Below are 26281 nucleotides of genomic sequence, written 5' to 3' on the forward strand. Positions count from 1 at the left end.
CAATTCAATACTATTAATGTGACGCATTAATCAATTGAGTGTCAAAACAATAGCATCCAAGTTTACTATTAATATATATATAATTCAACTAGCGCAACCAAGACAAAGATTTGCAGCCCATGAAAATAACCGATTCAAAGTTTTCTAATCAGATTTTAAAGTGTATTGAAAACCCTTTAGGAAACATCTACTTTTTCAACCACGTAGCGGTGGTAGAAATGCATGAAGGTGTACATTTTGATATCCAAAAGGCACCTTTAATTATAACAGATCTTACATCTTATTTCGGCCATTCTCAACCCTATGGCGTTGTTGCCAACCGCATTAATTCGTACTCTGTAGATTTGTTGGATACTCACCTGTATCGTGAACAAGCCAAAAACCTATATGCATACGGTGTTGTAGGTCATGATCTTGCAGGTAAAATGAATGCCGAATTAGAAAATGATTTTTGCATTTCGGATAAAGTGGATTATGAAAATATACACGATGCCATCTTCAATGTGTATAACAAAGTAAAAAATAGCGGTTTGTTTTATTCCACTAAATAAATGCCGTCTGGTTTAATTTCAATCAAGCGCTTTTTATACAAAGTTCCAACTGCCTTCTTAAAATTTTTCTTACTCATTTGAAGTGTTTCTTTAATAGCTTCCGGACTCGATTTGTCTGTTAGTTTTAAGTACCCGCTATTATCTTGTAATTCTTTCATAATTTTATCGGCATTAGGCTCTATATTTCTATAACCAACCTGTCCTAAAGCGATATCCAACTTATTTCCCGGACGTATTTTTTTAACAATGCCTTTAAGTTTATCGCCAACACTTAAATCTCTGAAAATACTGTCTTTATAAATTAAACCAATGTGTTTTTTATTTACAATCACATTCATCCCGATATCAGATGGATGAGACACTATCAAATCAACAGCATCAAATTCGGCAACAGTTAATTCCTTATTATCTAAAAAGCGATTTGTTTTACTAGAAGCTACTAACCTATTTGTTTTTTCATCCAAATAGCAGTGTACCAAATACCAACCTCCTGGTTTCATTTTGAATGCTTGCTCGCTAAACGGGCAAAACAATTCTTTAACTAAACCCCAATCTAAAAAAGCGCCATAATCAGTCACTTGGTTACAGCGTAACAAGGCAAAATCACCACGCTTAATATAAGGCATATCTGTAGTTGCAACAGGGCGTTCCTCGTTATCTAAATACACAAAAACATCAAGCTTTTCCCATATCTTGAAACCCTCAGGTACATAACGGTTTGGAAGTAACACTTGATTATCATCATCATCAACTAAATAAACACCATGATCGGTTTCACGAAGTATTTCTAATGTATTTATTTCACCTAAATTTATCATGCGCCAAAGGTAACAATTTTTATGTGTCGTGTTAGGTAATTAAAAGCTGAACTTTATCTAATTATTTTTTACTTTTTGGGGTATCATTAATGGGTTGGGATTTTACTACTTTCCCGATTATGGTCGGGGATCAAACACCGTTGAATTCCTTACGCATCAAATCGCAACTACATTTCTATTATGCAAGCGATAGCTTTCATCTCAAAATAATGCAAAAAAAAAGCACCGCAAAAGCAGTGCTAAATGTATTATATAAACTATTTACTAGTAAACAGACTCTTTACCAAAATGTTTAGTTAATAAATAGTAAACAACAGCTCTATATTTATTACGGTTAGATTTTCCATATTTTTCAATAACTGCATTTATACCTTCATCTAATTTAGGTCCATCTTTCAATCCTAATTTCTTAATTAAGAAGTTTTTCTTAACTGTGTTTAATTCAGACTCATCAGATCCTGATACTGTTGCAGCGTCAGCGTTGTAAATAGATGGTCCGCAACCAATAGTTACTTTTCTTAATAAATCCATGTCTGCGTTAACTCCGCATTTTTCTTTTAAATCAGTAGCATATTTTGCAATAAGCTCGTCTCTTTTACTCATAATATTCTAGTTTTAAGGTGTTAATAAAATAAATTAATTAATAGCAGTATAAATATAGCTAATTTTTAGACACCACAATTATGATTAAGTCACATACTTATACTATAAACTCAAAGTAATTTAAAAGAATTTCGTCATTAATAGATCTAGGTGTAAAAACTTCTAATAATTTGGGTTTATTGCCTTCTAAATAAAACGATTGTAAAGTTGATTTTAAGGATTCATAATCAGTTGCCGTTTCATATTTAATACCATACATGTTACACAGATGTTCAGCGTTTAATTCATGTTTGGTTTCAAAATAAGTATCAAAATTTTCGGTGTTTTTGTGTCCTGGTAATATTCTAAAAATACCACCACCTTGATTATTTATTACAATTATTCTGAAGTTTTTAGGAATATAATTATTCCAAAGTGCATTACTATCATAAAAAAAACTTAAATCGCCAGTAATAAAGAGTGTAGGGCGCTCGTTGGCCACAGCACAACCTATAGCTGTTGATGTGCTGCCGTCTATACCACTAGTACCTCGATTACAAAACACTTCAATAGATTTATCAATTTTAAACAACTGGGTATATCTTATAGTTGAACTATTTCCAGATTGTAAGATATATTGTTTAGGAATCGATTTTAAAACTGTATTAAACACTTTGAAATCTGAAAAAGGAATGCGATCAATATAGGCTTTATGCCTTTTTAATCGATGTTGATTTACTGCTGTCCAAGTTGATTTATAATCACTTTTAAAATAATGCGTAATCTTAGTCAAAAACGTTTCAAAAAATTCGTTTGGGGTTACTTTAAAATGATTATTCAAACAAAAAAACGTATCGTTAGCTATTTTTGCATCGATATGCCAATGCTGTTTAGGTTGATATTTACGAAGTAGTTGTTTAATTTTTTTGGATACAATTAAGCCCCCAAACGTTACCAGAATATCTGGACTGAGTTGTTTTTTTTCAGTGTCGTTTAATGGCGCAATCAATTGATCTATGCTTGTAAAAAAACTTGGATGATGTAAATTCGAAGTAGTTTCTGTGAGTAAAATTACGCTATCATCTTCTGCCAATTCGTCCAACCATTTTTTCTCAATAGAATTTGGAAAATTTTCGCCAACTAATATCATTTTTTTAGAGGCATCATTCCAATCTTCTAAGCAAGATTGAAGTAAATAATCTTCTATTTCCTCTGATTCAATATCAACGTCAATCACTTTTGGTGTAACGCTTAATTTTTCAACGGTTTCATAAAGTGGTTCGTTAAAAGGGATATTGATGTGCACAGGCCCTTTTTTAAATCGTGCCACATTTATAGCCACATTAATTTGTTCTTCGTTGTGTGTTTGAATGTCTTTCTGCAAGCCTAATAACCGCTCAAATTTATCTTCTAAATTCTTTATAATGGGCAGTTCTTCTTGTTCAGGTACATTCTTTTCATCTTTTAAGTCTAATTTTAAATTGGCGGAATATAAAATATGATTTTCAAATACATTTTTCTGATTAATGGTTTGCCCATCACCAATACCAACGAGGTGCTTAGGTCGGTCTGCAGATAATACAACCAATGGAATATTACTGTAAAAAGCCTCTGATACCGCAGGATAATAATTCAATAACGCACTACCAGAAGTACATACTACAGCTGTAGGTTCTTTTAATTGTTGCGCAATGCCTAATGCGAAAAATGCAGCACATCGCTCGTCAACAATACTATAACATTTAAAGAAATTATTTTTAGTAAATCCAATAGTTAAAGGCGCATTTCTACTTCCTGGGGAAATTACAATATGCTTAATACCTTTAGCCTTACAGAGTTGAATAACAGTTTGGGCAAGCGGAATTTTTGGGTAAATCATTGAGTCCTTTTCTAACTTCAAAAATAAGAAATACGCCGCTATTTATGCAATTACAAAACACTTTTAATCACTAATGATTTTGATACGGTTTCCTCCCACTCTTGCTCTGCGTTCGAACTTTCGGTAATACCACCTCCAACATAAATTATGGCTTGCTGGTTTATAAGTTGCATACATCGAAGATTAACGTACAACTGTGTGCTCTTTTTAGTTACCGCATAAGCTCTATTTTCAATATTACGCTTCGAGGAACGAGGTGCTACTTTAATTTCGCAATTTAATTCGCCTAAAAATCCCGTATAAAATTCGCGGTTATAGTTTTCGTGATTTAAAATAAAAGCTTTAGCAGCTTCTTTTGGCAATCCGCATACTGCTGGTGTTGGATGCAATGCTTCTATAATTTGCGTTAAAGGTATATTAGGTTTTAACTGCGCCGAAATAATGGTTTTTAGATGCACTAAATTCCCTGCCTTTACGGTTTCAATATCTGAAACTTTAAAATGTTCAACTGATGGTTTTAAGTTTTCTATAATAAAATCAGTAACAAATTGCTGTTCTTGTAATTCTTTTTCTTTCCAGACAACATCTAAACTGCCCTTATAATCTTGTGTGCCAGCTAAGGCCATAATTGAAAATCGGCTGCCTTCAATTTTTATTAAGGTCTCTGGTGTTGCCCCTAACCATAATCCTACTTTTGGATGATACCAGCAATAAACAAAGGCCGAATTATATTTATTTAAAAGTTTTTTAAAAGTAGCAATTGGATTGGTTTGAGAAGCTGAAACTACTTCTTGCCTTGAAAGCACCACCTTTTTTAATTCTGAATTTTTAATAGCCGATAATCCTTTTTCAACAAGTTGAATATGAAAATTTTTAGCATCGTTTAAATTGAAATCTGAACCAGTTTTGGTTTCGCTGAATGTTTGTAGCTCTATTTTAGTTTGGATAATTTCTGAGATTTCATTTGGAATTAAAACCGTGTTCTTAATATTATCAAATGGAGAAAACACAAATCCTTTTTGGTTAAAATCTTGAGTAAAAACTAAATCTGCATTACTTTGGAGTCTGCCCCAAATCTTAGCTTGGTTGGGTTTTCTGTAAACAACAAAGGGTAATTGATTTTGGTAATGCGTTTCAACCTGCTTGTAAAATTCTTCTAACGTCATCCTTATTTTTTAGGTAAAGCTATAGTTGTTAGTTTACAAATTGATATTAAATTATCTGCTTCGTCAGTTATTCGAATATCGAGTAATTGCGTAGTTCTTCCTTTATGTAAAAACGTTGCATTAGCAAAAATGTAACCTTCTCGAATACTTTTTAGGTGGTTTGCTGATATTTCTATACCACGAACAAAAAACTTTTCTGGGTCGTTAAAAATATGAGAAGCAAAACTGCCTACACTTTCTGCTAATGCTACAGTGGCTCCGCCATGTAACACGCCATCTGGCTGATGAACTCTTGAATTTACTGGCATTTTTGCAATTAAAAAATCGTCCCCAAAATCTATCATTTCAATGTTTAAGGTTTCCATTAAGGTATTTTTACAAGCTTTATTAAGCTGCTCTAAAACATCTTTTTTATTTAATTGCATAGAAAAACGTAATTTTAAATCGTGTTTGTAAAAGTACAAAATGCATATAGAATTAATCTTATTCTCAATTAAATGATTGCACCAACTTTAGAAAATAACCGTGTAAAATTATCGCTTTTAGACTTAAGTAATTATAAGCACCTAATTAAGATAGCGCAAGAGGATAAATTAATACACTATTCTCCAAGTAAAATAGACACACCTGAAGATTTAAAAGCTTATGTGCAAACCGCAGTTGACGCTTATTATCAAAAAACAGCGTTTCCGTTTATAATTTTTGACAAAGAAAAAAAAGCCTACGCAGGTTGTACCCGTTTTGGTTTTATGAATTACAAAAACAAAGTATTACACATTGGTTGGACATGGCTGGGTCGAGAATTTCAAGGCACCGGGTTAAATACAAATATGAAGTTTTTAATGCTGCAATATGCGTTTGAATCGTTACAATTTGATAAAGTAGAGTTTAGAATAGATGAACGCAATTTGGTATCCAGAAAAGCTGTTGAAAAACTAGGTGCAAAACTAGAAGGTATTTTACGAAAAGATACTTTAATGCTTGATGGTTTTAAACGAAGCACCTGCTGTTATGGTATTTTAAAGGAAGAATGGAAAAGCATCAAAGCGACCCGTTTTGTTGGATTTTAAAGGGTTTAATAATTGAAAATATTTCGGTTTTAACGCCAGTTTTACTTCCTTTCTTCTCGTAATATTTTCTCCATTTTACGACCTTTTGCCAATTCATCAATGAGTTTTTCCATTTGTCTGCATCGTTTATACAATTCAAATTCATCCTCTATTTCTTCAATTCTATAACCACAAACAACTCCTTTAATCATGTATTCATTCGGATGAATTTTAGCTTTTTGAAAAAATGTTCCAAAAGTTACTTTCTCATCAATAAGTTTTTGTAAATCATTTTTATCAAAACCAGTAAACCATTCTATGACTTGATTGAGTTCTTCTTTTGTTCTACCATTCTTCACCAATCTATTCAAGTAATGTGGATAGATAGATGCGAATATCATAGTAGCGACTTGTTCATTTTTTTCGGCAGTAACTTTCATCTTTATTTCATTTTAAATTTTTTATTCTAACTATTAATAAGCAAAGTAAAATCAATTATTTGCTCATATTTACCTTGTACGCTTTTACCCTATTGTTAAAAAAGGTAGGAATCAGTAACGTTTGTGTTGAAGGAATATAATCAATATCTGCAGTTTGAATAGATTCAGCTTCTGTATTTAAAAGTAAGGTTTTAGTCCAATCTTTTGAGTTAATGTAAAAAATAGCGCCTTTCCAACTTGATATTATAAAATCTCCATTTTGTAAACGTACAACACCATCACCATGACCAATGCCTGTAGTTAAAGTTTTAAAAGTAAGGTCGTTCATATTCATGATTCCGAAATTCTGATTACCCGATTCTAAATAATACAGGCCTTCTTTTTGCCATAAAAGCCCATTAAGTCGATTTAAGTCGCCTTCTGCTAAAACAACTACATTTCCACTATCTAATTTATATATCGTATTTGAATTAGAACCAGAGCTATAAACTACACCGTTTGGACTTACTGTAATATCATTTAATTGCGGATTATTTGGTACCTCATATCTATTCAATATTTTTTGTTGCTGAATATCAATCTCGACAATAGCATCAATATCATTAACGTACAATTTTCCGTTAGAAATCCCCATACCCTTTGGTCCGCTTAAACCTTCAATCCATTTCAGATTTAATATCTCCCCCTTATCATTAATTGTAGAAATAAAACCGTTATTATCTTTTTCCCATGGTTCCTCATTAATGTTGGCAACGTAAATAATCTTCGATGCGTCATCATACAAAACAGCTTCGCAGGTAGTTAATAATGAGTCTGTTTCCCAAATAAATTGAAGACTTGGCTCGATAGTTTCTAAATCTTTTTCTTGTTTAGGTTGATTTGCTTTTTTTCCACAAGACAATATAAAACATGAGGTAATAATTAGGATAATGGTAACTTTTAAATTCATTTTTAAAGTATTTATAAATCTGATTGATAACATTTAACCGTTGTATAATGTTTTTTTGTTTTCTTTGAAAACCTATGTCATAGTACTCAAATTTAGTAAATTATGACTACGTTAAACCTATTAAATAAGTTGTTTATCAAGTAATTTTAACTCGAAACTATAAATCATTTAAAATTACAAAAGATAAAATTAATTGTATGAAGTTCTTTATTGTAATTCTGGCATTAACTTTTACGAGTATATGTAGTGCACAATTTATTTCAGGAGATGATAAACTCCATTTTGGTGCTGGTTTCTTAATTTCTGGCGGAACTTATACTCTGGTATATTCAAAAACTAAAAACAAAAAGAAGGCTTTTTGGTATAGTTTAGCAGCTTCTACTTTTGCAGGTTTATCTAAAGAAATTTATGATGGTTATATCATCGAAGGACGGTTTGACACTGGTGAAGCCATCGCTACAAGTCTAGGTGGACTAACGGCAAGTACAACACTCCATTTGTTTGTTGGCAATAACAAGCGTAGGCAAATGAAGCATGTGGCTTTAGTTAACTAAGCGATTTATAATTTCTTTAGTTGGTAAAATTTCATTGGTGTGTTCAATACTTGGTCCTGCTACCCAAACGGTTTTATAGGTAGCTTTGGTTGCTGCATTTTTGGTAGCATTCATTCCAATTGAAAATCGAATCATTTTCACCCATTTTTTAAGTTTTTTGTTTTTATTTAAAACAGACTCCAACCAGGTTTGTTTTGTTCCTATTTTTTGAACATATGGCGTATTGATTACGGTACACGGTGTTCCTGAGATACGTTCTGTCATAACAATATCATCTGCCCCATATTCAACACAAGCTTGCTTATACTCTTCTGTTACATTGGCCTCAACAGATGCGATAAACGGACTTCCAACTGATACGCCTTCAGCACCATAACTTAGCATCCTATCTATATCTGCCTTACACCCAACACCTCCTGCAGAAATAACTGGAATTTTACAGTTTGTACTTAACTCTTTTATTAATTCCTCGGGAGATAAGTTTCCACGATGCCCTCCTGCTTCATTATTTACTGCTATAATAGCATCTGCGCCAAGGTATTCAACTTTTTGTGCAAATTTTAAATCGGTTACATCACAAAATACTTTAATGCCCACTTTATGTGCCTGTTTAATGGTTTCTTCAGGACTTCCCAAAGATGTTATTATAAAGTCACAGCCTTCTTCACATATCACTTCCAATTGCCCCTTATATTTGACATTTGATTTATTTACTATTAAATTAAAGCCAAAAGAACCACCTTCTGGTTTAGCCGCTTTTAATGCTTTTAACGCTGCTCTTAACTCATCTAATGTTCTATAATTTAACGCTGGTATACATCCAGCAATGCCACCATTCATAGCTTCTTTTACCATATCTACATTTGAAACTAAAAACATAGGAGCTTGAATGATTGGATATTTAATGTTTAATAATTTAGTGAGTTTTGTTTCCATTGCTGATAATTAATTTCAACAAATATAATAAATTATTATGCGTGCATAATAAAATTTAAACTTTAAACAATAATAAGGTCATTATGAATATAAGGAATTATGTTTAAAACTTAAGTTGCTTAAATAATAACAGGGCGTATTACGATTGCATATTTCACTTCACGTCATCAGCTACATTCGTTAATTTTATTTTAAAATATTTCATTTCTCAATTAAAAATTGTATATTCAAGCTTCCCTTTTGAATTTAAAGAAACATTCTGAATTAATCATTTTCCTCAAAAATTGATTTAACCTCGTTTGATTTGATATGGTATAAATTCGAATGCAATGGGAAAAATCGATCAAAATAATCCTTATTTTATCAATTTAAAAAAGAGTAATCTTTTTGATAAGTTACCCAATCCATCCCTTTTAAATCTTTTTGATATTGGTTACATTGAACAATGGCCAAAAAAAACATGTCATTTTGGTGACAAAAACATTCATAAATTTCATATTATTCTAACAGGAAAAATAAAGGTGTATAATTATAATATTGAAAACGACCGATATTTTACGCTTTACATTCTTAAAGCTAATGATATGTTTGATGTATTAACTTTAATTAATGGTTATACACATAATATTTATTACGAATCTTTAAACTATAGTGAAATTTTATGTATACCAGTTGCTAGTATGAAAGTATGGCTAACTAAAAACCCGATTTTTGTGAAATCTATTCTAGACTTTACTTTACATAAAATGAATCATCTTGAAGAATATGTAAAAGAAATAATTATAGACGATACACCAACTCGATTCGCGAAACTTTTAATTAAATATCACAATAAACTTACAAATAAGTTAGAAGTCATTAACAATCTTCCTCACAATGAATTAGCAAACTTAATAGGCACTACCCGAGCAGTTTTAAACAGACATATCCGCACTTTAAAATTAAGTGGTATTATAAAAATACATAAGAAAAATATTGAAATTTGCGATATGGATAAATTGATTAACCTTATTAAGAGCGACAATTAATACATTAAGAAACATTTAACAGTATTTCGCACCTAGGTAACTTTTTAAACTGAATTGCTCGATTATCTTTGGTTCAATCCCAACAATAGAATTGTACAATTTTTTAAGAATTAATGATAGTTTATTAGTTAACGGAATTATTAATTTAATACAAAAAAAATGAAAAATTTTATTATTGGTTTATTAGTTTTAGGACTCACCAACCTATCAGTTGCACAGAATAAAAGTATATCACAAAGTGAACTTTTACCAGAAGTAACAATTGTTCCACGCAATTTAACTTATATAAGTAAAGTTGTTGATGATAACGCACCGTTAAAGGTTAAAAAACTGGAGAGAACTGTTGCCCGTTACGATGTAACAGAACATCCAGATTTTGAATTAGAAGACATTCAAGCATTTGAAGTAATTTTTCAAGAATCAAATGCGAGAGTTATCGCTACTTACGATGAAGCTGGGAAAATTTTAAAGTCTTTTGAGAAATTTAAAAATATTGCTTTACCCAAAGATATTGTAAAGCAAATAATGATGAAATACCCAGGATGGCATTTTGAATCGGACACCTATTTGGTGCGATACTTTCAAGGAAAAGAAGCTAAAAAATATTACACTGTTAAACTCTTGAAAGACGATAATAGAATTAAATTAAAAATTGATCCATCTGGAAGAATTCTTTAATATTTTATTATGGCAAATTCTCAATAGCACCGCAAATGTTACTACTAATTTTAGGGCATTTGCGGTTTTTTTTACTTCACTTAACATTGCTTTAATTTCTACATCTACTCAGTTAATAAATTTACCACATTCAAAAGCAACCATTTTTACCTCTTTATAAGTTTTCTTTAATTCCTTTTGTAATAATTTAAATTACTATGCATGCATAGTAATTGATTTTCAATAGGTTACAAAAATTTTCATGTAAACCATTGATAACATGACTTTTATCATATTTTTATTATGCATGCATAATTAATTTTATACTCGAAAAATATAAAACCTCTATCATGAAAAAATTATTATCTGTAGTATTCACTTTAAGCTCCTTAAGTTTAATATACTCGCAAACTGTGGAATTACCTGAAACTGTAATAACAGTAAATTCTGATTATATGAACTCAGTGGATTATGAAAACAATTGTAGTTACGTTAACAAACTAGAACAAGCTCTTTTAGAATACAATTCATCTCAACTTTCTGAATTATATGACACTAAAAACGACATCTATAATGTTACTTTTCAAATTCCTGAAGGGCAAATAGTTGCTTCATTCAATAAGGATGGAAAAATTATTAAAACATTCGAAAAATATATCAACATAAGATTACCTCATATTGTATTGCAAGCTATTGCTGAAAAGTATCCTAATAGCAGTGTTGTAGAAGATGTTTATGTGGTTAAATTTCATTGTGATGAAGATGCTTTAGAACAAGTTTATAAAATAAAAATTAAAAACAACGATTCTATAATATCTGTGAAAACCAATAAAAAAGGAGAGTTTATATAGAATTAATCTTTAAACCGATATAATAACCACATTTTAATTTGGCAACTTTCACAAGAGCAAAAAGATGACCAATATCATATGCTTTAATTTAAAGTTGCCTCGTAATTTGATTGTTACTAATATATGGTTTAAAAACAAATTTTGTTACAGATCTTAACTCATATTAAATGTTAAATTTTAACATTAAACATCTTACTAAATACCTGTTATTCTGACAGTTATCATTGTAAGAACTTTATTATTAATGTAACTTAACGTTATTAACCTTTAATACATTAATACTATGAAAAAATTAATTTTTAGTCTGATTGTTTTTTGTCTGACCTTTGAGGTTTATTCTCAAATAACTCAATTACCTGAGGTGGTTATCACAGCAGTAAATTATAAATATTTGAACGCTGTTGAAAATGAAGATACCGATATATCTGTTCAAATGCTACAAGAAAAAGTAGCCATGTACGATATAAAAAAATCAGAGCTTTATGAAGATGAGTATGATATTTACAATGTATCCTTTTTTATCCCCGAAGGAAAAATACTTGCAGCATACGATAAAGATGGAAAAATTATTAGAACAATTGAAAAATTTAAAGACATTAAATTACCGAGAGCAGTTCAGCAAGCTATAGGTAAAAGATTTCCAAATTGGTCTTTAGAAAAAGATGTTTATCTGGTGAACTTTCACAGGGACAACGATAAAATTTTTAAGCAATACAAAGTGAAACTTAAAAATGGAAATAAAACTATGAGGGTAAAATTAGATGAGAATGGTGATTTTATTTAATTAGTACAGACAAACTACAAAAACTCAAAAAGCACAATTAACATTTTGATTGTGCTTTTTCAATTGATTAGATTTACTTCAACGTCAATCAAGAAAACGATAATATCCACATTTTAAGTAAGCGCCTTCAGGAAAACTAATAGGATGATCAATATCATGAGTCGTTTTAAGAACCTCTTTGTAATTTCTATTTGATGATGCCAAGACTTGATTATTAATATCAAAAAACGCTTGAGCTAACACTCTTGAAGAGCACGATGCTAATACTAATAAGCCTTTTTTAGCAGTGAGTTTTTCGCCCAAATCAGCCAATTGTGCATATTTCTTTTTAGCCAACTCAATTTCAGAGGCTTGTTTTGCAAAACTTGGTGGGTCTATTACAACAACATCATAAGTCACGTTATTTTTAATGAGCTTTTTTAATTCTGCGAAAGCGTCACCTGCAATTATTTTGTGTTTCCCTGTGTACGGATTTAATTTACCATTACTCAACGCAATGTCTAAAGCTTGTTTGCTAATATCTAAACTCGTAACTTCTATAGCGCCATTCGCTAATGCATGCACAGAAAAACCACCAGCATAACTAAACACATCCAATACTGTTTTCCCTTTACTCCACTCGCCTACTTGTTTTCTATTGGCGCGATGATCTAAAAAATAACCTGTTTTATGCCCTTTGATTACGTTTGCCGAAAAGTTAACACCGTGTTCAACAAAGGTTACAACCTCATTGTGAAGCGTACCATAAACAACTTCGCCATTTTTTAATTGATGCAATTTTGACTGTTCCAAGTTTCTACTTAAACGTATGACTATAGTATCTGCCTTTGAAACAACTCTTAAAATTGGAATAATCGTTTCTAAATAGGATAACCAAATTTCCGAATATATTTTTACCACTAAAACTGATGCATAAACATCCGCGATGAGCCCAGGAAATCCGTCATTTTCGCCAAAAAGTAAACGATAACTGTTTGTATTTGTTTTTAATAAAGGCTGTCTTTTATTAAAAGCTTCTTTTATTTTATTTTGAAAAAATGCGGCATTAATCTCAGCTTTATCTGTACTGCTATGAAGCATTTTTATCCGAATAGGAGAATTAGCATCATAAAGTCCTATACCAATAACTCTATTTTTATTTTTGCCAAATATTATCGCTAAATCGCCCGACTTCGCATCGTCATTTATTTTGATAATATTATTTGAAAACACCCACGGATGACCTTGTACAACAAACTGTTCACCTTTAGCATTTAGTTTGACTGCTAATCGTTTGGGATTGTACTTAGACTTTATTTTTATTGAGAATTCCATGTGTAAATTTGAGTAAAAGTAATTGTTTTCTCTTAGATGCAGATGTGATGATATCTTTATCATTTCACTTTTAAAAAAAATAATAATTTATACCAGAAATACCAACCAAACCTAAATCGATTTAGAGAACACTAGGAGCATTTAGATTCGTATTTTTTAAGAGTGAAATTCCAAGTCCTTTTTTTTAATAGTTTAATACTCAAACATAATTCTAATCGTTTAGCATTAAATTTTTTCTGATATTTTATCGCAGAAAAATTAAAATACTCACTAATAGAATAAAATGTTTGCACGCCCTCATTTTCTAACAAATTATAACATTGATATCTTAAATATGGCGCGATAGCCTTACCTCTATATATTTCATAGGTGTACATGTAATCAAAAAAACATTCGCTTTTATCTAAATTAAAAAGCCTGTTTCTAAAGTAAAATGGTTTTCTACGAATAAATAAAAAAGCGACTATGTTGTCGTCTTTTTTTAAACCAACACATGTCACACCATTATTTAAATCTTTAAATAAATCTTTATCGCTAATCCCAAGTATAGAATTCTTAATTTCATTAATTTCAGCTTTACCAAAAATGGAAAGCTTTAAATCTAAATCTGGAGTTTTGATTTGGTCTGGATTTACTTCACTAGACAACGACTTACAATAATAATAAGGCATGAAATCTAAGCCAATTTTAGCCAAATTATTTCGTACACCGTGCCAAAATAAACCATTTCTAACTAATGTAATTACACTCTCAAGCCGATTTGAAATTCCGTTTTTATTTTTTTCCATTAGTTGGATTTTATTCAATTAAAGTACAATTTATAGTTTAGAATCACCTATTTCAGTTAACACAAAAAAGAGATAACAAAAAAACGCAACCATTTCTGATTGCGTTTTAATATAAATTGTAAGTAACTAAACTTATTTCACTTCTTCAAAATCTACATCTTCAACATCGCTACCCTCAGCTTGATCTCCTGCACTAGCATCTTGTCCTGGAGCTTCACCTCCAGCTTGTTGCGCTTCAGCTTGTGCTTTATACATTTCTTCAGACGCTACTTTCCAAGCTTCATTTATCTTTTCTAAAGCTGGTTCAATAACTGCTAAGTCTTTAGACTCGTATGCTTTTTTCAACTCTTCTAAAGCATCAACTATAGGTTGCTTTTTATCATCAGATAATTTATCACCAAACTCTTCTAATTGTTTTTCCGTTTGGAAAATCATAGAATCAGCTTCATTTAATTTTTGAGCTTGTTCGGCAGCTTTTTTATCAGCTTCAGCATTTGCTTCAGCATCCGCTTTCATCTTTTGGATTTCTTCTTCAGTTAATCCAGACGATGCTTCAATTCTAATATCTTGCTTCTTACCAGTCGCTTTATCTTCCGCAGATACTTTAATAATACCATTGGCATCAATATCAAACGTTACTTCAATTTGAGGTGTACCACGTCTTGCTGGTGGAATACCATCTAAATGGAAACGTCCAATAGTTTTGTTATCTGCAGCCATCGCTCTTTCTCCTTGTAATACATGAATCTCAACAGATGGTTGATTATCCGCAGCCGTAGAGAATACTTGCGATTTCTTAGTAGGTATAGTTGTATTTGCATCAATAAGTTTTGTAAATACATTACCCATAGTTTCAATACCTAGAGATAAAGGCGTTACATCTAAAAGTAATACATCTTTAACATCTCCAGTTAATACACCACCTTGAATACCAGCTCCAAGAGATACTACTTCATCAGGATTTACACCTTTACTTGGTGCTTTTCCAAAGAATTTCTCAACAGCAGCTTGCACCGCAGGTATACGAGTAGAACCACCTACTAAAATTACTTCATCAATATCACTTTTACTTAAACCAGCAGCTTTTAATGCCGACTCACAAGGCTCGATAGTACGTTTTACTAAATCGTCAATTAATTGCTCGAATTTAGAACGTGTTAACGTACGCACTAAGTGCTTTGGTCCACTTGCAGTAGCCGTAATATATGGTAAGTTAATTTCTGTTTGTGCAGAAGATGATAATTCAATCTTCGCTTTTTCAGCAGCTTCTTTTAAACGTTGTAAAGACATAGGATCTTTTCTTAAATCCATGCTCTCTTCAGCATTAAACTCGTCTGCCAACCAGTTGATGATTTTTTCATCAACATCGTCACCACCTAAGTGTGTATCACCGTCTGTAGAAAGTACTTCAAAAACACCATCTCCTAATTCTAGTATCGAAACGTCATGTGTTCCTCCACCAAAATCAAAAACCACTATCTTTTGGTCTTTTCCTTTTTTATCTAATCCGTAAGCTAATGCCGCGGCAGTAGGCTCGTTAATAATACGCTCTACTTTTAAACCAGCAATTTCACCAGCCTCTTTAGTTGCTTGACGTTGGCTATCGTTAAAGTAAGCAGGTACTGTAATAACCGCACGAGTTACATCCGTTCCTAAATAATCTTCAGCTGTTTTCTTCATTTTTTGAAGAATCATTGCCGATAATTCTTGAGGCGTATACAAACGTCCTTCAATATCAACTCTAGGCGTGTCATTATCACCTTTCACTACTTTATAAGGTACACGCTCTGCCTCTTTTTTAGACTCAGAATATTTATTCCCCATAAAACGTTTAATAGAATAAACAGTTTTTGTAGGGTTTGTTACCGCTTGTCTTTTCGCAGGATCACCAACCTTAATCTCTCCTCCTTCTACAAATGCAATCACCGATGGCGTCGTACGTTTACCTTCCGCGTTTGGGATTACAACAGGCTCGTTACCTTCCATCACAGAAACGCAAGAGTTGGTTGTTCCTAAATCGATTCCAATAATTTTACTCATAATATTTTATTTATTGTGTTGAATGTTCATTTTTAATTTCGGAAAGTATAAGTCAATCATTATGCCAACTCAAAAATGCTGACACAGTGTCATATTTTTATCAATTTGCAGTCGCAGTCTCAGTTTTCCGTCACTTAACCCTGTCATTTCTGGGGCGCAACCACAAGGGTCGGGCTTTCACTACTTGCTCCCTCCTAAAAAGTCGGGGAGCTCAAACAGGTCGTTCAATCCCTTGCGCGAGTTCGTTTGAAAAAATACATGTCAAATAAAATATAATCTCTGCAAAACCATCTATATTTGTCCAACTATAACGTTTGCGTATTATGGAGTGTATCTCAGTTTTCGACATGCTAAAAATTGGTGTTGGCCCTTCAAGCTCCCACACACTAGGGCCTTGGCGCGCAGCAGAACGTTGGATTAAAGAACTCAAAACCGCCAATAATTTTGATAGCGTTGAAAAAATAACAGTAGACCTTTACGGCTCTTTATCTCTAACAGGAAAAGGGCACGCCACAGATTATGCCGTTATACTAGGATTATATGGCGCAAATCCTGAAACCATTCCAACAGAAAAGATTAGCGAAATCATTTCAGATATAAAAAACACCAATATCATTCTTTTTAATAATGAGAAGGATTTAGTTTTCAATCCAAAAACAGACATTATTTTTAATAAAAAGTTTTTGCCTTTTCATGCCAATGCATTAAAATTCTCAGCCATTTGCAATGGTAATAAAATAACCTCTACATTCTATTCCATTGGTGGCGGATTTGTGGTAAAAGAAGAACGGAAAAACTCCAAAAGAAATTTCGAAATAAAATGTACGTTCCCGTACCCGATTGATAAGGGCACAGAATTACTGCAGTTTTGTAAAAACTTAAACCAATCCATATCGCAAGTCGTTCTTGAAAACGAAAAATCCATTCGCTCAGAAACAGAAATAGATTCAGAATTGAAACGCATCTGGGAAACCATGTTGGAATCCATGTATCTAGGCTGTCATACAGAGGGTAATCTTCCTGGTGGCTTAAACGTGCGTCGGCGTGCGTACGATATGCATTTAAATTTAAAAGGTAAAACACCATATAACAACCCTGTAGAATGGATTTACAGCATCCGCGATACCGAAGTCAAATTTCGTCAAATACTTAAATGGGTAAGTTGTTTTGCTTTGGCGGTAAACGAAGTTAATGCATCATTAGGTCGTGTAGTTACTGCTCCAACCAACGGAAGCGCTGGTGTAATTCCTGCCGTTTTAATGTACTATTTAGTAATTGAAAACCACGATGGGAATTTTGAAGACATTAAAAAATTCTTGTTAGTAGCCGGAGAAATTGGGAGTATCTTTAAAAAAGGAGCCACGATAAGTGCTGCTATGGGCGGTTGTCAAGCCGAAATAGGTGTTTCTTCAGCCATGGCTGCCGGAGCATTAACCGAATTGTTAGGAGGCACACCAGAGCAGGTATTAGTTGCTGCAGAAATAGCTATGGAACACCATTTAGGATTAACCTGCGACCCTATTGGTGGTTTAGTTCAAATACCGTGTATAGAACGTAATGCCATGGGTGCCATAAAAGCCATAAATGCTGCTGAATTAGCCTTAGATACCAATCCAGAAAATGTAAAAGTACCTCTAGATAAGGTTGTAAATACCATGTGGGAAACAGCAAAAGACATGCATTCTAAATACAAAGAAACATCTGAAGGTGGTTTAGCGGTTGGCGTCTATTTAACCGATTGCTAAATTAGTCTTTACCGCAAGTGGAACGTCTGCGCGTATCAATTAAATAAATAATTTTCCAATTCTCGCCATCTTTAAACAACTGGAATGAGTTTACTCCACAATGACTAAATGTATCGTTAAGCCAAAATTCATACGGGGTCCACGCATTGGCCATATTTCCATCTACTTGAATGTTGTAATCTAACAAACGTTCATCCCATTTTTGGTCGCTGGGCCTGTTAGCAATGGCATTTAAAAGCTTTTGAATATCATCGTTAACCAAAATATCTTTTCCTTCTTTATTTCTATAAGCCGTTTGCAATACAATTTTATCTGCCATAACAGATTTCATAATCGTAGTATCACCCTTATGGAATCCTTCAAAAAAAGTATTTACTGTATTTTTTACTTGAGTTCCTTCATCTACTTGCCCAAATAAAGTACTCGAAATTAAAAATGCTAAATAAAAAATTATACGTGCCATAGATTTAAATTTCCAACTAAAATAACTGATAATCAACAATCAAACTTCAGTTTAAAGAAAAGTTTAACAGTATCTGCTTTATTTAGTATTTTTACGTGCAAACTAAACCTAAAACCAATGTCTGTAGCTAAAAAAGAATACAAGCGCGTTACCGTAAAAACATTAGTAGATATGAAAGCCAATGGCGAAAAAATATCTATGCTTACTGCCTATGATTATACTATGGCCAAAATTGTTGACGGTGCTGGAGTTGATGTTATTTTAGTAGGAGATTCTGCGAGTAATGTTATGGCAGGACATGAAACCACATTGCCTATTACTTTAGACCAAATGATTTATCATGCTTCTTCTGTAATTAGAGCTATAGACCGTTGTTTAATTGTAGTAGACTTACCATTTGGTAGTTATCAAAGCGACCCCAAAGAAGCTTTGCGTTCTGCAATTCGCATCATGAAAGAAAGTGGTGCGCACTCGGTAAAATTAGAAGGTGGTCGCGAAATAAAAGAGTCTATAAAACGTATTTTAAACGCTGGTATTCCTGTAATGGGGCATTTAGGTTTAACGCCGCAATCCATTTATAAATTTGGTACTTATACCGTTCGTGCTAAAGAAGAACAAGAAGCAGAAGATTTATTAGAAGATGCCAAAATGCTGGAGCGTATTGGCTGTTTCGCAATAGTACTAGAAAAAATACCGGCTGAATTAGCTAAAAAAGTGGCTGATAGTGTGAGTATTCCTATCATTGGAATTGGGGCTGGTCCTCATGTTGATGGTCAAGTGTTGGTTTTACATGATATGCTAGGAATGACACATGAATTTAACCCTAGATTTTTACGTAGATATTTACATTTATATGAAGAAATGACTAAAGCTATTTCGCAATATGTTGATGATGTAAAAACTCAAGATTTCCCTAATGAAAGTGAACAGTATTAGTTTAGACTTTATTAGATTGCTAGATTGCTAGATTGCTAGATTGCTAGATTATTAGATAAATTAGATAATATAGATGCACAGATTCAAAGAATTAGAAATTTGGAAAAGAAGCAGAGTTTTTAGTTCTGAAATATATAGTTTAACTTCCAAATTTCCTGAATCAGAAAAATTTGGGCTTACAAATCAACTGAGGCGCGCTTCGGTTTCCATTCCTTCAAATATAGCTGAAGGCTCTTCAAGACTTTCGGAAAAAGACTTTGCTAGGTTTTTACAAATAGCCTTAGGTTCTTGTTACGAAATAGAAACACAACTATTAATTTCTTCAGATTTAAAGTTTATTGATAATACTGAATTAAATAATGCTTTAAACGAAATAGAACAAATTATAAAAATGATTTCAAAATTTAAATCAACCCTAAAAATCTAACGGGTCTAAAAATCTAACAGGTCTAAAAATGTCTAAAGTATTGTCTAACAAATACAACCTTCAGGTCTTACATGAAGACAACCATATTATCATAGTAAATAAACGAGCTGGCGATATTGTTCAAGGCGATAAAACGGGTGATAAACCACTTAGTGATGTTGTAAAAGAATATATAAAAGATAAATACAATAAGCCTGGAAACGTGCATTTGGGAACGGTTCATAGGCTAGACAGACCAACAACCGGACTCGTCATATTCGCAAAAACAAGCAAAGTTTTACCGAGACTGAATAAATTATTTCTTTCAAAAGACATCAAAAAAACATACTGGGCTTTAGTTAAAAACCAACCACCAAAACAAGAAGACACACTTATAAATTGGTTAAAAAAGAATCCTAAAAACAATAAATCTACAGCCTATTCTAAAGAGGTAAAAGACAGCAAAAAAGCCATTCTTCATTATAAGCTCATTAAAAAACTGGATTCTTATTTTTTACTTGAAGTGAATTTAGAAACGGGCAGACATCATCAAATTCGAGCTCAACTCTCAAATATTGGCTGCCCAATAAAAGGCGATTTAAAATATGGCTTCGACCGCAGTAATAAAGACGCAAGCATCAGCCTACATGCTAAACATATAGACTTTATTCACCCTGTTAAAAAAGAACACATCTCCATTGATGCACCATTACCAGATGATGCATTATGGAATGCTTGTCTTTAAATATTTCATATCTTTAAAAGAAAAAATTGAGACCCATTCCAGAAATTGTTGCAACACAAAAATCATTTTTTAGATCACAGAAAACTAAGGATGTTTCAGATAGAATTTCACTTTTAAAAGCCTTAAAGGTTGAAATATTAGCAAAAGAGGAAGCTATTTTAAACGCACTTCATCAAGACTTTAGAAAGTCTGGTTTCGAAGCGTATTTAAGTGAGTTCGGGCTAGTCATATCACAGCTTAACTTAGCCATTAAAAAGTTAAAAAAATGGGCAAAACCACAGCGTATTCCAGCATCTTTATTAACCTTTCCTTCAAAAGACTTTATTTACAAAGAACCATACGGGACGGTACTGATTATTGCCCCCTGGAATTATCCGTTTTTATTAGCTTTAGAGCCATTAATTATGGCCATGGCCGCTGGAAATACAGTGGTTTTAAAACCAAGCGAATTAACAAAGCAAACCTCTAAAATTATAACCCAAATAATTAAAAATGTATTTGAGGAATCACAAGCCATTTCTATTGAAGGTGGTGTTGAAACATCAACAGCGCTTTTAGCCGAAAAATGGGAATATATCTTTTTTACTGGAAGTACTAGGGTTGGTAAAATTGTTGCTGAAGCTGCTGCCAAACATTTAACGCCTGTAACCCTAGAACTAGGCGGAAAATCACCTTGTATAATCGATAATACCGTTAATTTAAAATTGGTTGCGAGACGATTAATTTGGGGTAAACTACTCAATGGCGGACAAACTTGTATTGCACCAGATTATATTATCGTAAAAACAGAAATTAAAGAGCGTCTCATAAATGCCTTAAAAACAGAAATAATTAAAAGATATGGCGAAAACCCTGAAACTTCACCAGATTTTCCTCGAATAATTAATCAAAAGAACACTAAAAGATTAGCTGCGCTACTTGAAGGTCAAAAGATAGTATATGGTGGTGTTATCAAGGAAGAAGATTGTTATGTTTCTCCAACTTTAATTGACAATCCATCGCTTTCTAGTCCGATAATGCAAGAAGAAATATTCGGACCAATATTACCGATAATTCCTTATCAAAACCAAGAGGATATTGAACATATTATGTGGAATTTAGAAAAACCTTTATCACTTTACGTATTTTCAAAAAACCAAACTTTTATTAAATCTGTTCTAGATAAATTTAGTTTTGGTGGCGGCGTTCTTAACGATACATTGATTCATTTCGGAAACGATAAATTGCCGTTTGGAGGCGTTGGAGCCAGTGGTATTGGTAATTACCATGGCGAATACGGTTTTTATGAGTTCTCAAACTTAAAACCAATTGTTAAACGAGGCCTTTGGTTTGATCCTTCGTTTAGGTATGCTCCTTACCAAAGCAAATTAAAGTTATTAAAGAAAGTATTTAAGTATTTTGGCTAATTAAGCTAAAGGATAATCTAAGGTGAGATTAACCCCATTTCCGGGTTTAGAACTTATATCTAAAATAGCTTTAATTAATTGGGCTCTACTTTTCATATTAATCAACCCGGAACCTTGTTCTATTTCATTAATATCGAAGCCTTTACCATCATCTGTAGCAGTAATAATTATTTTTTCAGGTTTGTAATCTAGCGTAATACCAATGTTTTTAGCCTCAGAATATTTTACTGAATTAGACAAAAACTCTTGAAGAATTCTAAAAATGATAATTTCATGTTTTCGGTCGTTAAACTCAACTTTATCACCTATAATTCTGAGTTCAGCTGATGTGAATTTCATTTTTTTAAGTCGGTCTAACTCGTTAGTGATAGACTTCTCAAAGCCAATATTCAAAATTACATCATTATTTAATGTTCTAGATAGCGATCTTACCTCTTTCAAGCCATTGCTAAGGGCATCTGTGGTGTCTTTAAACTTTTCTTTAACATCGTCTGAAACTTGCATTTTAAGTATGCTTAATTGCATGCTTGCGAATGATAATAATTGCCCAACATTATCATGCAATTCCCAACCTATATTTTTTAATGTTTGTTCTTGAGCTTCCGTTTGAGCCTGTATAATTTCAGCTTCAAATGCTTGTTGTTGCTTTATCCTTTCTTGAAGAAGTTTATTTTTTCGTTTTTGAAAAACCACAAAAAACACAATAACTAGTGATGTAATGATAATTAAAACTAAAATCATATACACTAATAAATATCGCTCTGAGGCTGTACTTGTTAATCGTTCTGCGGTTTGCACCATAATAAAGCAAAGGTATAAGTTAAATACATAAACATATTTGAATAGAGATATATCTTTTTTTGTAAAGTTATATAATTCAAATCGCCAAAAAATTCTGGATGCCTAAACGGCTTACTCAAATCCACTGAGCTATAATACATGCTGTAAAATATCAGAGGAGTTGTTATCAACCACCAAATAAATATCACAACTGAAATATAAAAATTTAATGATCTATAAAAAAATAAAACTTTTTCACTTCGTAAGAGTTCGATAAAATAAAACGTGCAGCAAGTAAACACTATGATGGATCCAAAAACACTTAAAATTGGAAAAGACATGTGAAAAAATTTATTCCCGTTCGCTATAATATAAACTATTGAAAACACGAGATATGAATAACCAGTGTATTTTAAAACAGTTTTTAACCTGTTATTTTCAATAATCTTAAAGTAATAAAAATTAAAAAAAAGTATGGCTCCAATTTTCCAACAAATCGTATATAACCAATAGTTTTTTTCAATTAAAGTACCCATAAGAAAATGCAAGAACTCGTCGGGTCTCACATAAATTATATACCCTCCTACCAATTCTAAAATGGCTACATAAATTAAAAAGTATATGAAATATTTAGCTACTGAATTACTAAATTTTCTATAAACAAATATACCAGTTACAGCTGCCAATATTTCTAAACTCTTTGTGAGTAAAGAATAATTTTCAATTAAAAAACCATTCATTCTTTAAGATTATGTTCCTTCTCCGGACTACACCAAATAAAGGCAAATGTGAAAGTTAAATACATAAAAATATTAGAGAACAGAAAAATTTTCCATTTTAAATGAATAAAATCCCAATCAACGTTCCTAAAATAAATATGAAAGAACACTAAAGGTGTAATTATTAACCACCATAAAAATATCGTAGCTGCAATGTAAAAATTAATAGATTTATAAAAGTATAAAACGGTATCGCTTTCCAAAATTTCTAAAAAATAAAATATAGCACACATAAATATAATAAGGGCTCCGAGTACACTAATGATTTGAAATGGTCTGATAAAAAAATCACTGAAATTAAGAGCTATATAAATGAGGCAAAAGCATAGAAAAGCATAGCGACTTATTTTTAAGATTTGTTGAAATTTCTTTGTTTTTAATATTTTTAAAAAATAAAAGGAATAAAACATAATAGCCCCTATACTCCAAGACAATGTTCCCCACCAATAATTTCTTCTAAAAACCGTGTCCTTAAGAAAACCTAAAATACCGTTATTTTCAACCAAATAAGTATACATCGACACGATTTCAGCGAAAGCAATAAACACTAAAAAGTATATAAAATATTTAGTGTATGTGTATTTATATTTCTTGAAAAGTAATATTCCAGTTACCGCAGCAAGAATCTCCACAAAATGTGTTATGTGTATGTAGTTTTTTATTAAGAAGTCATCCACAAGATTAATTTATTCCAGTTTTATCTGGTTTACAGAATATTAGGGCAAAGGTAAAAGTTGAATACATAATGATGTTAGCAATTAAATAAATTAAATATCTCAATCGAATATATTCAAAATCTCTATTTAGTAAATAAATATCGAAAAAAACAATAGGTGTTATGATTAACCACCAAATAAAAATGGCAAAACTGATATAAAAATTTAACGATTTATAAAATATTAGAATTTTATTGCTTCTAAGTACTTCGATGAAATAAAATACTGTGCAAAAAAATATGACACACGCACCAAAAATATTTATAGAAGGAAAAAATCGAATAAAATAATCATCCCAATTTAATACAATATAAATAATCGAAAAAACTAAGAAAATTAAACCAATAACTTTTATAATTAATTTAAACTTTTTCGTCCTTAATATTTTGTTGTAATAGTAAGCGAAAAATAAAATGGCGCCTAATTTCCAAAACAAAGTTGACCACCAATAGTTTTTCTCTAAAATTGTACCTTCTAAAAAATTTAAAAACCCATCATTTTTAACATGATGGGTGTATGTACTAACAAAATCACCAAAAGAAAGATATATTAAAAAATAAATAAAATACTTTGCATGAGTATACTTATATTTTTTAAAAAGTACAATTCCAGTTATAGTTGCCGTTAACTCAACAACTCTGGTTATTTCAGTTCTATATTCAAATAAGATTTCTTCCAAAAATCTTATTACTATTGGGGATAGTTTTCATCACCTCCTCCTCCATCATTAAATGGCGGTGCAGGAATATCATCATCAGACGGAGGTAATAATAGATTTAAACTGCTTGCCTTTGATGTGTTTTTAGGCCCAGTTGGAACAATAAACATCGTGTTTCTATTCTTTTTAATAGGGTCTTTTACTTTTCCGTAATTACCCAAATATACTCGAACACCCGTCATGGTATAACCTAAAGTATCAGATTTTGCTTTGGCATAAGCTAAATACGCATTAACATCATCTAAAGACCACCATACAGAACGAATTTTCTTTTTTGAACCTTCTACTTCTAAAGTAGAATCAACTTCAGTTGGATTTCGTTCTTCCCAATTTTTGCTAAGCAATTTAGCTTCAGCTACCGATATAGTGTCTTTGGGTATTTTATTTTCTGCATGCATCGTTGGTTTATCATCACATTGCCTCGGACAAAAATAATACGTTAATACTGCTCCTATGATTATTCCTAAAATAATTGGTCCTAGTTTTTTCATGTTTTAAAAAGTTGTTTAGTTAATAATAGCTTGCTTAAAAATAGTAAAAAGATTTAACTATTGTAAGAATACTTGTGTTATAAAGATTTTTTGGTAATTCGTAATACTTAACAAACAGTCGAACAACTTTTTTACAACATTATATTATATCGCTTATAAATTAATAGCATAACTATGTTTTACTTCGTTGATAACGAACATGCTGTGTGTACTTCCAATATGGTTAATACGCGTTAATTTGTTTACCATAAATTCTCTAAATGCTGCCATATCTTTGACTAAAACCTTAAGTAAATAATCATAATCGCCACTTAAATGGTAGCATTCCAATACTTCGTTTAACTCTTTTACCTCCTTCTCAAAGCTTACAACGAACTCTTGACTGTGTTGAACGAGTTTGACATGACAAAATACTACAAAATCGCGCTCAACTTTCTGTTTATTCACAATCGCAATATAACCATCTATAAATCCTTCTTTTTCTAGTTTTTTTATTCGTTCGTAAACAGCTGTAACTGACAGCCCCAAATTATTAGAAAGCTCTTTATTGGTTTGTTTACTATCCTTTTGTAGTAATTCTAATAATTTTTTATCTGTAGCATCAAATATCATAGTTGAATATATTCCTTAAAATAGGTAATAATGAAGTAAATTACAATTTTATTATCTATAAATAATACATTTTTTAGATTTATTTTCTACAATTACTA

At 31.7% G+C, this 26281-nt stretch carries 27 protein-coding genes; 12 read left to right on the forward strand and 15 right to left on the reverse strand.

The annotated features are described in order from the left end of the window. Window positions 1-119: 119 nt before the first annotated feature. Window positions 120-551, forward strand: a complete 432-nt coding sequence (locus O5O44_RS10475; RefSeq protein WP_289194309.1) for a hypothetical protein — start codon at window positions 120-122, stop codon at window positions 549-551. On the opposite strand, the gene O5O44_RS10480 is transcribed toward O5O44_RS10475, so the two are convergent. The 5 genes from O5O44_RS10480 to O5O44_RS10500 form a co-directional block, all read right to left on the reverse strand. Further along, on the reverse strand, window positions 536-1369 hold the full coding sequence (locus tag O5O44_RS10480) for a CvfB family protein (RefSeq protein ID WP_289194310.1): 834 nt from the start codon (window positions 1367-1369) through the stop codon (window positions 536-538). The genes O5O44_RS10475 and O5O44_RS10480 overlap by 16 nt on opposite strands. A gap of 264 nt (window positions 1370-1633) precedes the next feature. Beyond that, window positions 1634-1972 (reverse strand): DUF2853 family protein, encoded by a 339-nt coding sequence (locus O5O44_RS10485; RefSeq protein ID WP_019387528.1) that lies wholly within the window; start codon window positions 1970-1972, stop codon window positions 1634-1636. A 97-nt stretch (window positions 1973-2069) separates the two neighbouring features. After that, window positions 2070-3830, reverse strand: coding sequence for a 2-succinyl-5-enolpyruvyl-6-hydroxy-3-cyclohexene-1-carboxylic-acid synthase (gene menD, locus O5O44_RS10490; RefSeq protein ID WP_289194311.1), 1761 nt, complete (start codon window positions 3828-3830; stop codon window positions 2070-2072). Window positions 3831-3880: 50 nt separating this feature from the next. Next, window positions 3881-4996, reverse strand: a complete 1116-nt coding sequence (locus O5O44_RS10495) for a chorismate-binding protein (RefSeq protein ID WP_289194312.1) — start codon at window positions 4994-4996, stop codon at window positions 3881-3883. 2 nt (window positions 4997-4998) lie between these two features. Beyond that, window positions 4999-5421 (reverse strand): PaaI family thioesterase, encoded by a 423-nt coding sequence (locus O5O44_RS10500; RefSeq protein ID WP_019387531.1) that lies wholly within the window; start codon window positions 5419-5421, stop codon window positions 4999-5001. Between the two features lie 72 nt (window positions 5422-5493). Here O5O44_RS10500 and O5O44_RS10505 point away from each other — a divergent pair, with 72 nt between their 5' ends. Then, on the forward strand, window positions 5494-6066 hold the full coding sequence (locus O5O44_RS10505; protein WP_289194313.1) for a GNAT family N-acetyltransferase: 573 nt from the start codon (window positions 5494-5496) through the stop codon (window positions 6064-6066). A 41-nt stretch (window positions 6067-6107) separates the two neighbouring features. Here O5O44_RS10505 and O5O44_RS10510 read toward each other — a convergent pair whose 3' ends face one another. After that, on the reverse strand, window positions 6108-6485 hold the full coding sequence (locus tag O5O44_RS10510; protein ID WP_289194314.1) for a DUF2200 domain-containing protein: 378 nt from the start codon (window positions 6483-6485) through the stop codon (window positions 6108-6110). 55 nt (window positions 6486-6540) lie between these two features. Continuing rightward, entirely contained in the window at window positions 6541-7434 is an 894-nt protein-coding gene (locus tag O5O44_RS10515) for a YncE family protein (RefSeq protein WP_289194315.1), read from the reverse strand. A 197-nt stretch (window positions 7435-7631) separates the two neighbouring features. Between O5O44_RS10515 and O5O44_RS10520 the strand changes: the two genes are divergently transcribed. Next, window positions 7632-7988: a hypothetical protein gene (locus O5O44_RS10520; RefSeq protein ID WP_289194316.1), complete on the forward strand. Its 357-nt coding sequence runs from the start codon at window positions 7632-7634 to the stop codon at window positions 7986-7988. Here O5O44_RS10520 and O5O44_RS10525 read toward each other — a convergent pair. Continuing rightward, a complete protein-coding gene (locus O5O44_RS10525) occupies window positions 7977-8924 on the reverse strand; it encodes an NAD(P)H-dependent flavin oxidoreductase (RefSeq protein ID WP_289194317.1) in 948 nt (315 codons plus the stop codon). The genes O5O44_RS10520 and O5O44_RS10525 overlap by 12 nt on opposite strands. Window positions 8925-9253: 329 nt before the next feature. On the opposite strand from O5O44_RS10525, the gene O5O44_RS10530 reads away from it, so the two are divergent. The 4 genes from O5O44_RS10530 to O5O44_RS10545 all read left to right on the forward strand — a co-directional run bounded on the left by O5O44_RS10530 (window position 9254) and on the right by O5O44_RS10545 (window position 12244). Beyond that, window positions 9254-9952, forward strand: a complete 699-nt coding sequence (locus tag O5O44_RS10530) for a Crp/Fnr family transcriptional regulator (RefSeq protein ID WP_289194318.1) — start codon at window positions 9254-9256, stop codon at window positions 9950-9952. A gap of 159 nt (window positions 9953-10111) precedes the next feature. Next, the gene (locus O5O44_RS10535) at window positions 10112-10630 is read left to right on the forward strand and encodes a hypothetical protein (protein WP_289194319.1); all 519 of its coding nucleotides are present in this window, start codon (window positions 10112-10114) and stop codon (window positions 10628-10630) included. Between the two features lie 329 nt (window positions 10631-10959). Beyond that, window positions 10960-11460: a nicotinate-nucleotide adenylyltransferase gene (locus tag O5O44_RS10540; protein ID WP_289194320.1), complete on the forward strand. Its 501-nt coding sequence runs from the start codon at window positions 10960-10962 to the stop codon at window positions 11458-11460. Between the two features lie 283 nt (window positions 11461-11743). Then, window positions 11744-12244 carry a nicotinate-nucleotide adenylyltransferase gene (locus O5O44_RS10545; protein ID WP_289194321.1) on the forward strand — a complete coding sequence of 167 codons (501 nt, stop codon included), beginning with the start codon at window positions 11744-11746 and terminating at the stop codon, window positions 12242-12244. An 84-nt stretch (window positions 12245-12328) separates the two neighbouring features. On the opposite strand, the gene O5O44_RS10550 is transcribed toward O5O44_RS10545, so the two are convergent. The 3 genes from O5O44_RS10550 to dnaK form a co-directional block, all read right to left on the reverse strand. Beyond that, window positions 12329-13558, reverse strand: a complete 1230-nt coding sequence (locus O5O44_RS10550; protein ID WP_289194322.1) for a class I SAM-dependent rRNA methyltransferase — start codon at window positions 13556-13558, stop codon at window positions 12329-12331. Between the two features lie 131 nt (window positions 13559-13689). Next, window positions 13690-14346: a hypothetical protein gene (locus O5O44_RS10555; protein ID WP_289194323.1), complete on the reverse strand. Its 657-nt coding sequence runs from the start codon at window positions 14344-14346 to the stop codon at window positions 13690-13692. Between the two features lie 132 nt (window positions 14347-14478). After that, window positions 14479-16386, reverse strand: a complete 1908-nt coding sequence (dnaK, locus tag O5O44_RS10560; RefSeq protein ID WP_289194324.1) for a molecular chaperone DnaK — start codon at window positions 16384-16386, stop codon at window positions 14479-14481. A gap of 323 nt (window positions 16387-16709) precedes the next feature. On the opposite strand from dnaK, the gene O5O44_RS10565 reads away from it, so the two are divergent. Next, window positions 16710-18131, forward strand: a complete 1422-nt coding sequence (locus tag O5O44_RS10565) for an L-serine ammonia-lyase (protein ID WP_289194325.1) — start codon at window positions 16710-16712, stop codon at window positions 18129-18131. Between the two features lies 1 nt (window position 18132). Here the strand turns inward: O5O44_RS10565 and O5O44_RS10570 are convergent, their stop codons facing one another. Then, window positions 18133-18594 (reverse strand): nuclear transport factor 2 family protein, encoded by a 462-nt coding sequence (locus O5O44_RS10570; protein WP_289194326.1) that lies wholly within the window; start codon window positions 18592-18594, stop codon window positions 18133-18135. A gap of 117 nt (window positions 18595-18711) precedes the next feature. Here O5O44_RS10570 and panB point away from each other — a divergent pair, with 117 nt between their 5' ends. From panB to O5O44_RS10590, 4 genes are all read left to right on the forward strand, one after another. Continuing rightward, window positions 18712-19530 (forward strand): 3-methyl-2-oxobutanoate hydroxymethyltransferase, encoded by an 819-nt coding sequence (panB, locus tag O5O44_RS10575; RefSeq protein WP_019387548.1) that lies wholly within the window; start codon window positions 18712-18714, stop codon window positions 19528-19530. Between the two features lie 73 nt (window positions 19531-19603). Then, window positions 19604-19957 (forward strand): four helix bundle protein, encoded by a 354-nt coding sequence (locus O5O44_RS10580; protein ID WP_019387549.1) that lies wholly within the window; start codon window positions 19604-19606, stop codon window positions 19955-19957. Window positions 19958-19985: 28 nt separating this feature from the next. After that, window positions 19986-20681 (forward strand): RluA family pseudouridine synthase, encoded by a 696-nt coding sequence (locus O5O44_RS10585; RefSeq protein ID WP_289194327.1) that lies wholly within the window; start codon window positions 19986-19988, stop codon window positions 20679-20681. A 26-nt stretch (window positions 20682-20707) separates the two neighbouring features. Next, the gene (locus O5O44_RS10590; protein ID WP_289194328.1) at window positions 20708-22087 is read left to right on the forward strand and encodes an aldehyde dehydrogenase; all 1380 of its coding nucleotides are present in this window, start codon (window positions 20708-20710) and stop codon (window positions 22085-22087) included. Here O5O44_RS10590 and O5O44_RS10595 read toward each other — a convergent pair whose 3' ends face one another. From O5O44_RS10595 to O5O44_RS10605, 3 genes are all read right to left on the reverse strand, one after another. Beyond that, window positions 22088-22888, reverse strand: coding sequence for a sensor histidine kinase (locus O5O44_RS10595; RefSeq protein ID WP_289194329.1), 801 nt, complete (start codon window positions 22886-22888; stop codon window positions 22088-22090). It lies immediately after the preceding gene. 2164 nt (window positions 22889-25052) lie between these two features. Continuing rightward, complete coding sequence (locus O5O44_RS10600) at window positions 25053-25571, reverse strand: hypothetical protein (RefSeq protein WP_289194330.1); 519 nt, start codon at window positions 25569-25571, stop codon at window positions 25053-25055. 153 nt (window positions 25572-25724) lie between these two features. Then, window positions 25725-26183, reverse strand: a complete 459-nt coding sequence (locus tag O5O44_RS10605) for an Lrp/AsnC family transcriptional regulator (RefSeq protein WP_019387557.1) — start codon at window positions 26181-26183, stop codon at window positions 25725-25727. Between the last annotated feature and the right edge of the window lie 98 nt (window positions 26184-26281).

Origin of the sequence: Algibacter luteus (assembly GCF_030344935.1) — a bacterium.
Taxonomy (GTDB): Bacteria; Bacteroidota; Bacteroidia; order Flavobacteriales; family Flavobacteriaceae; genus Arenitalea; species Arenitalea lutea.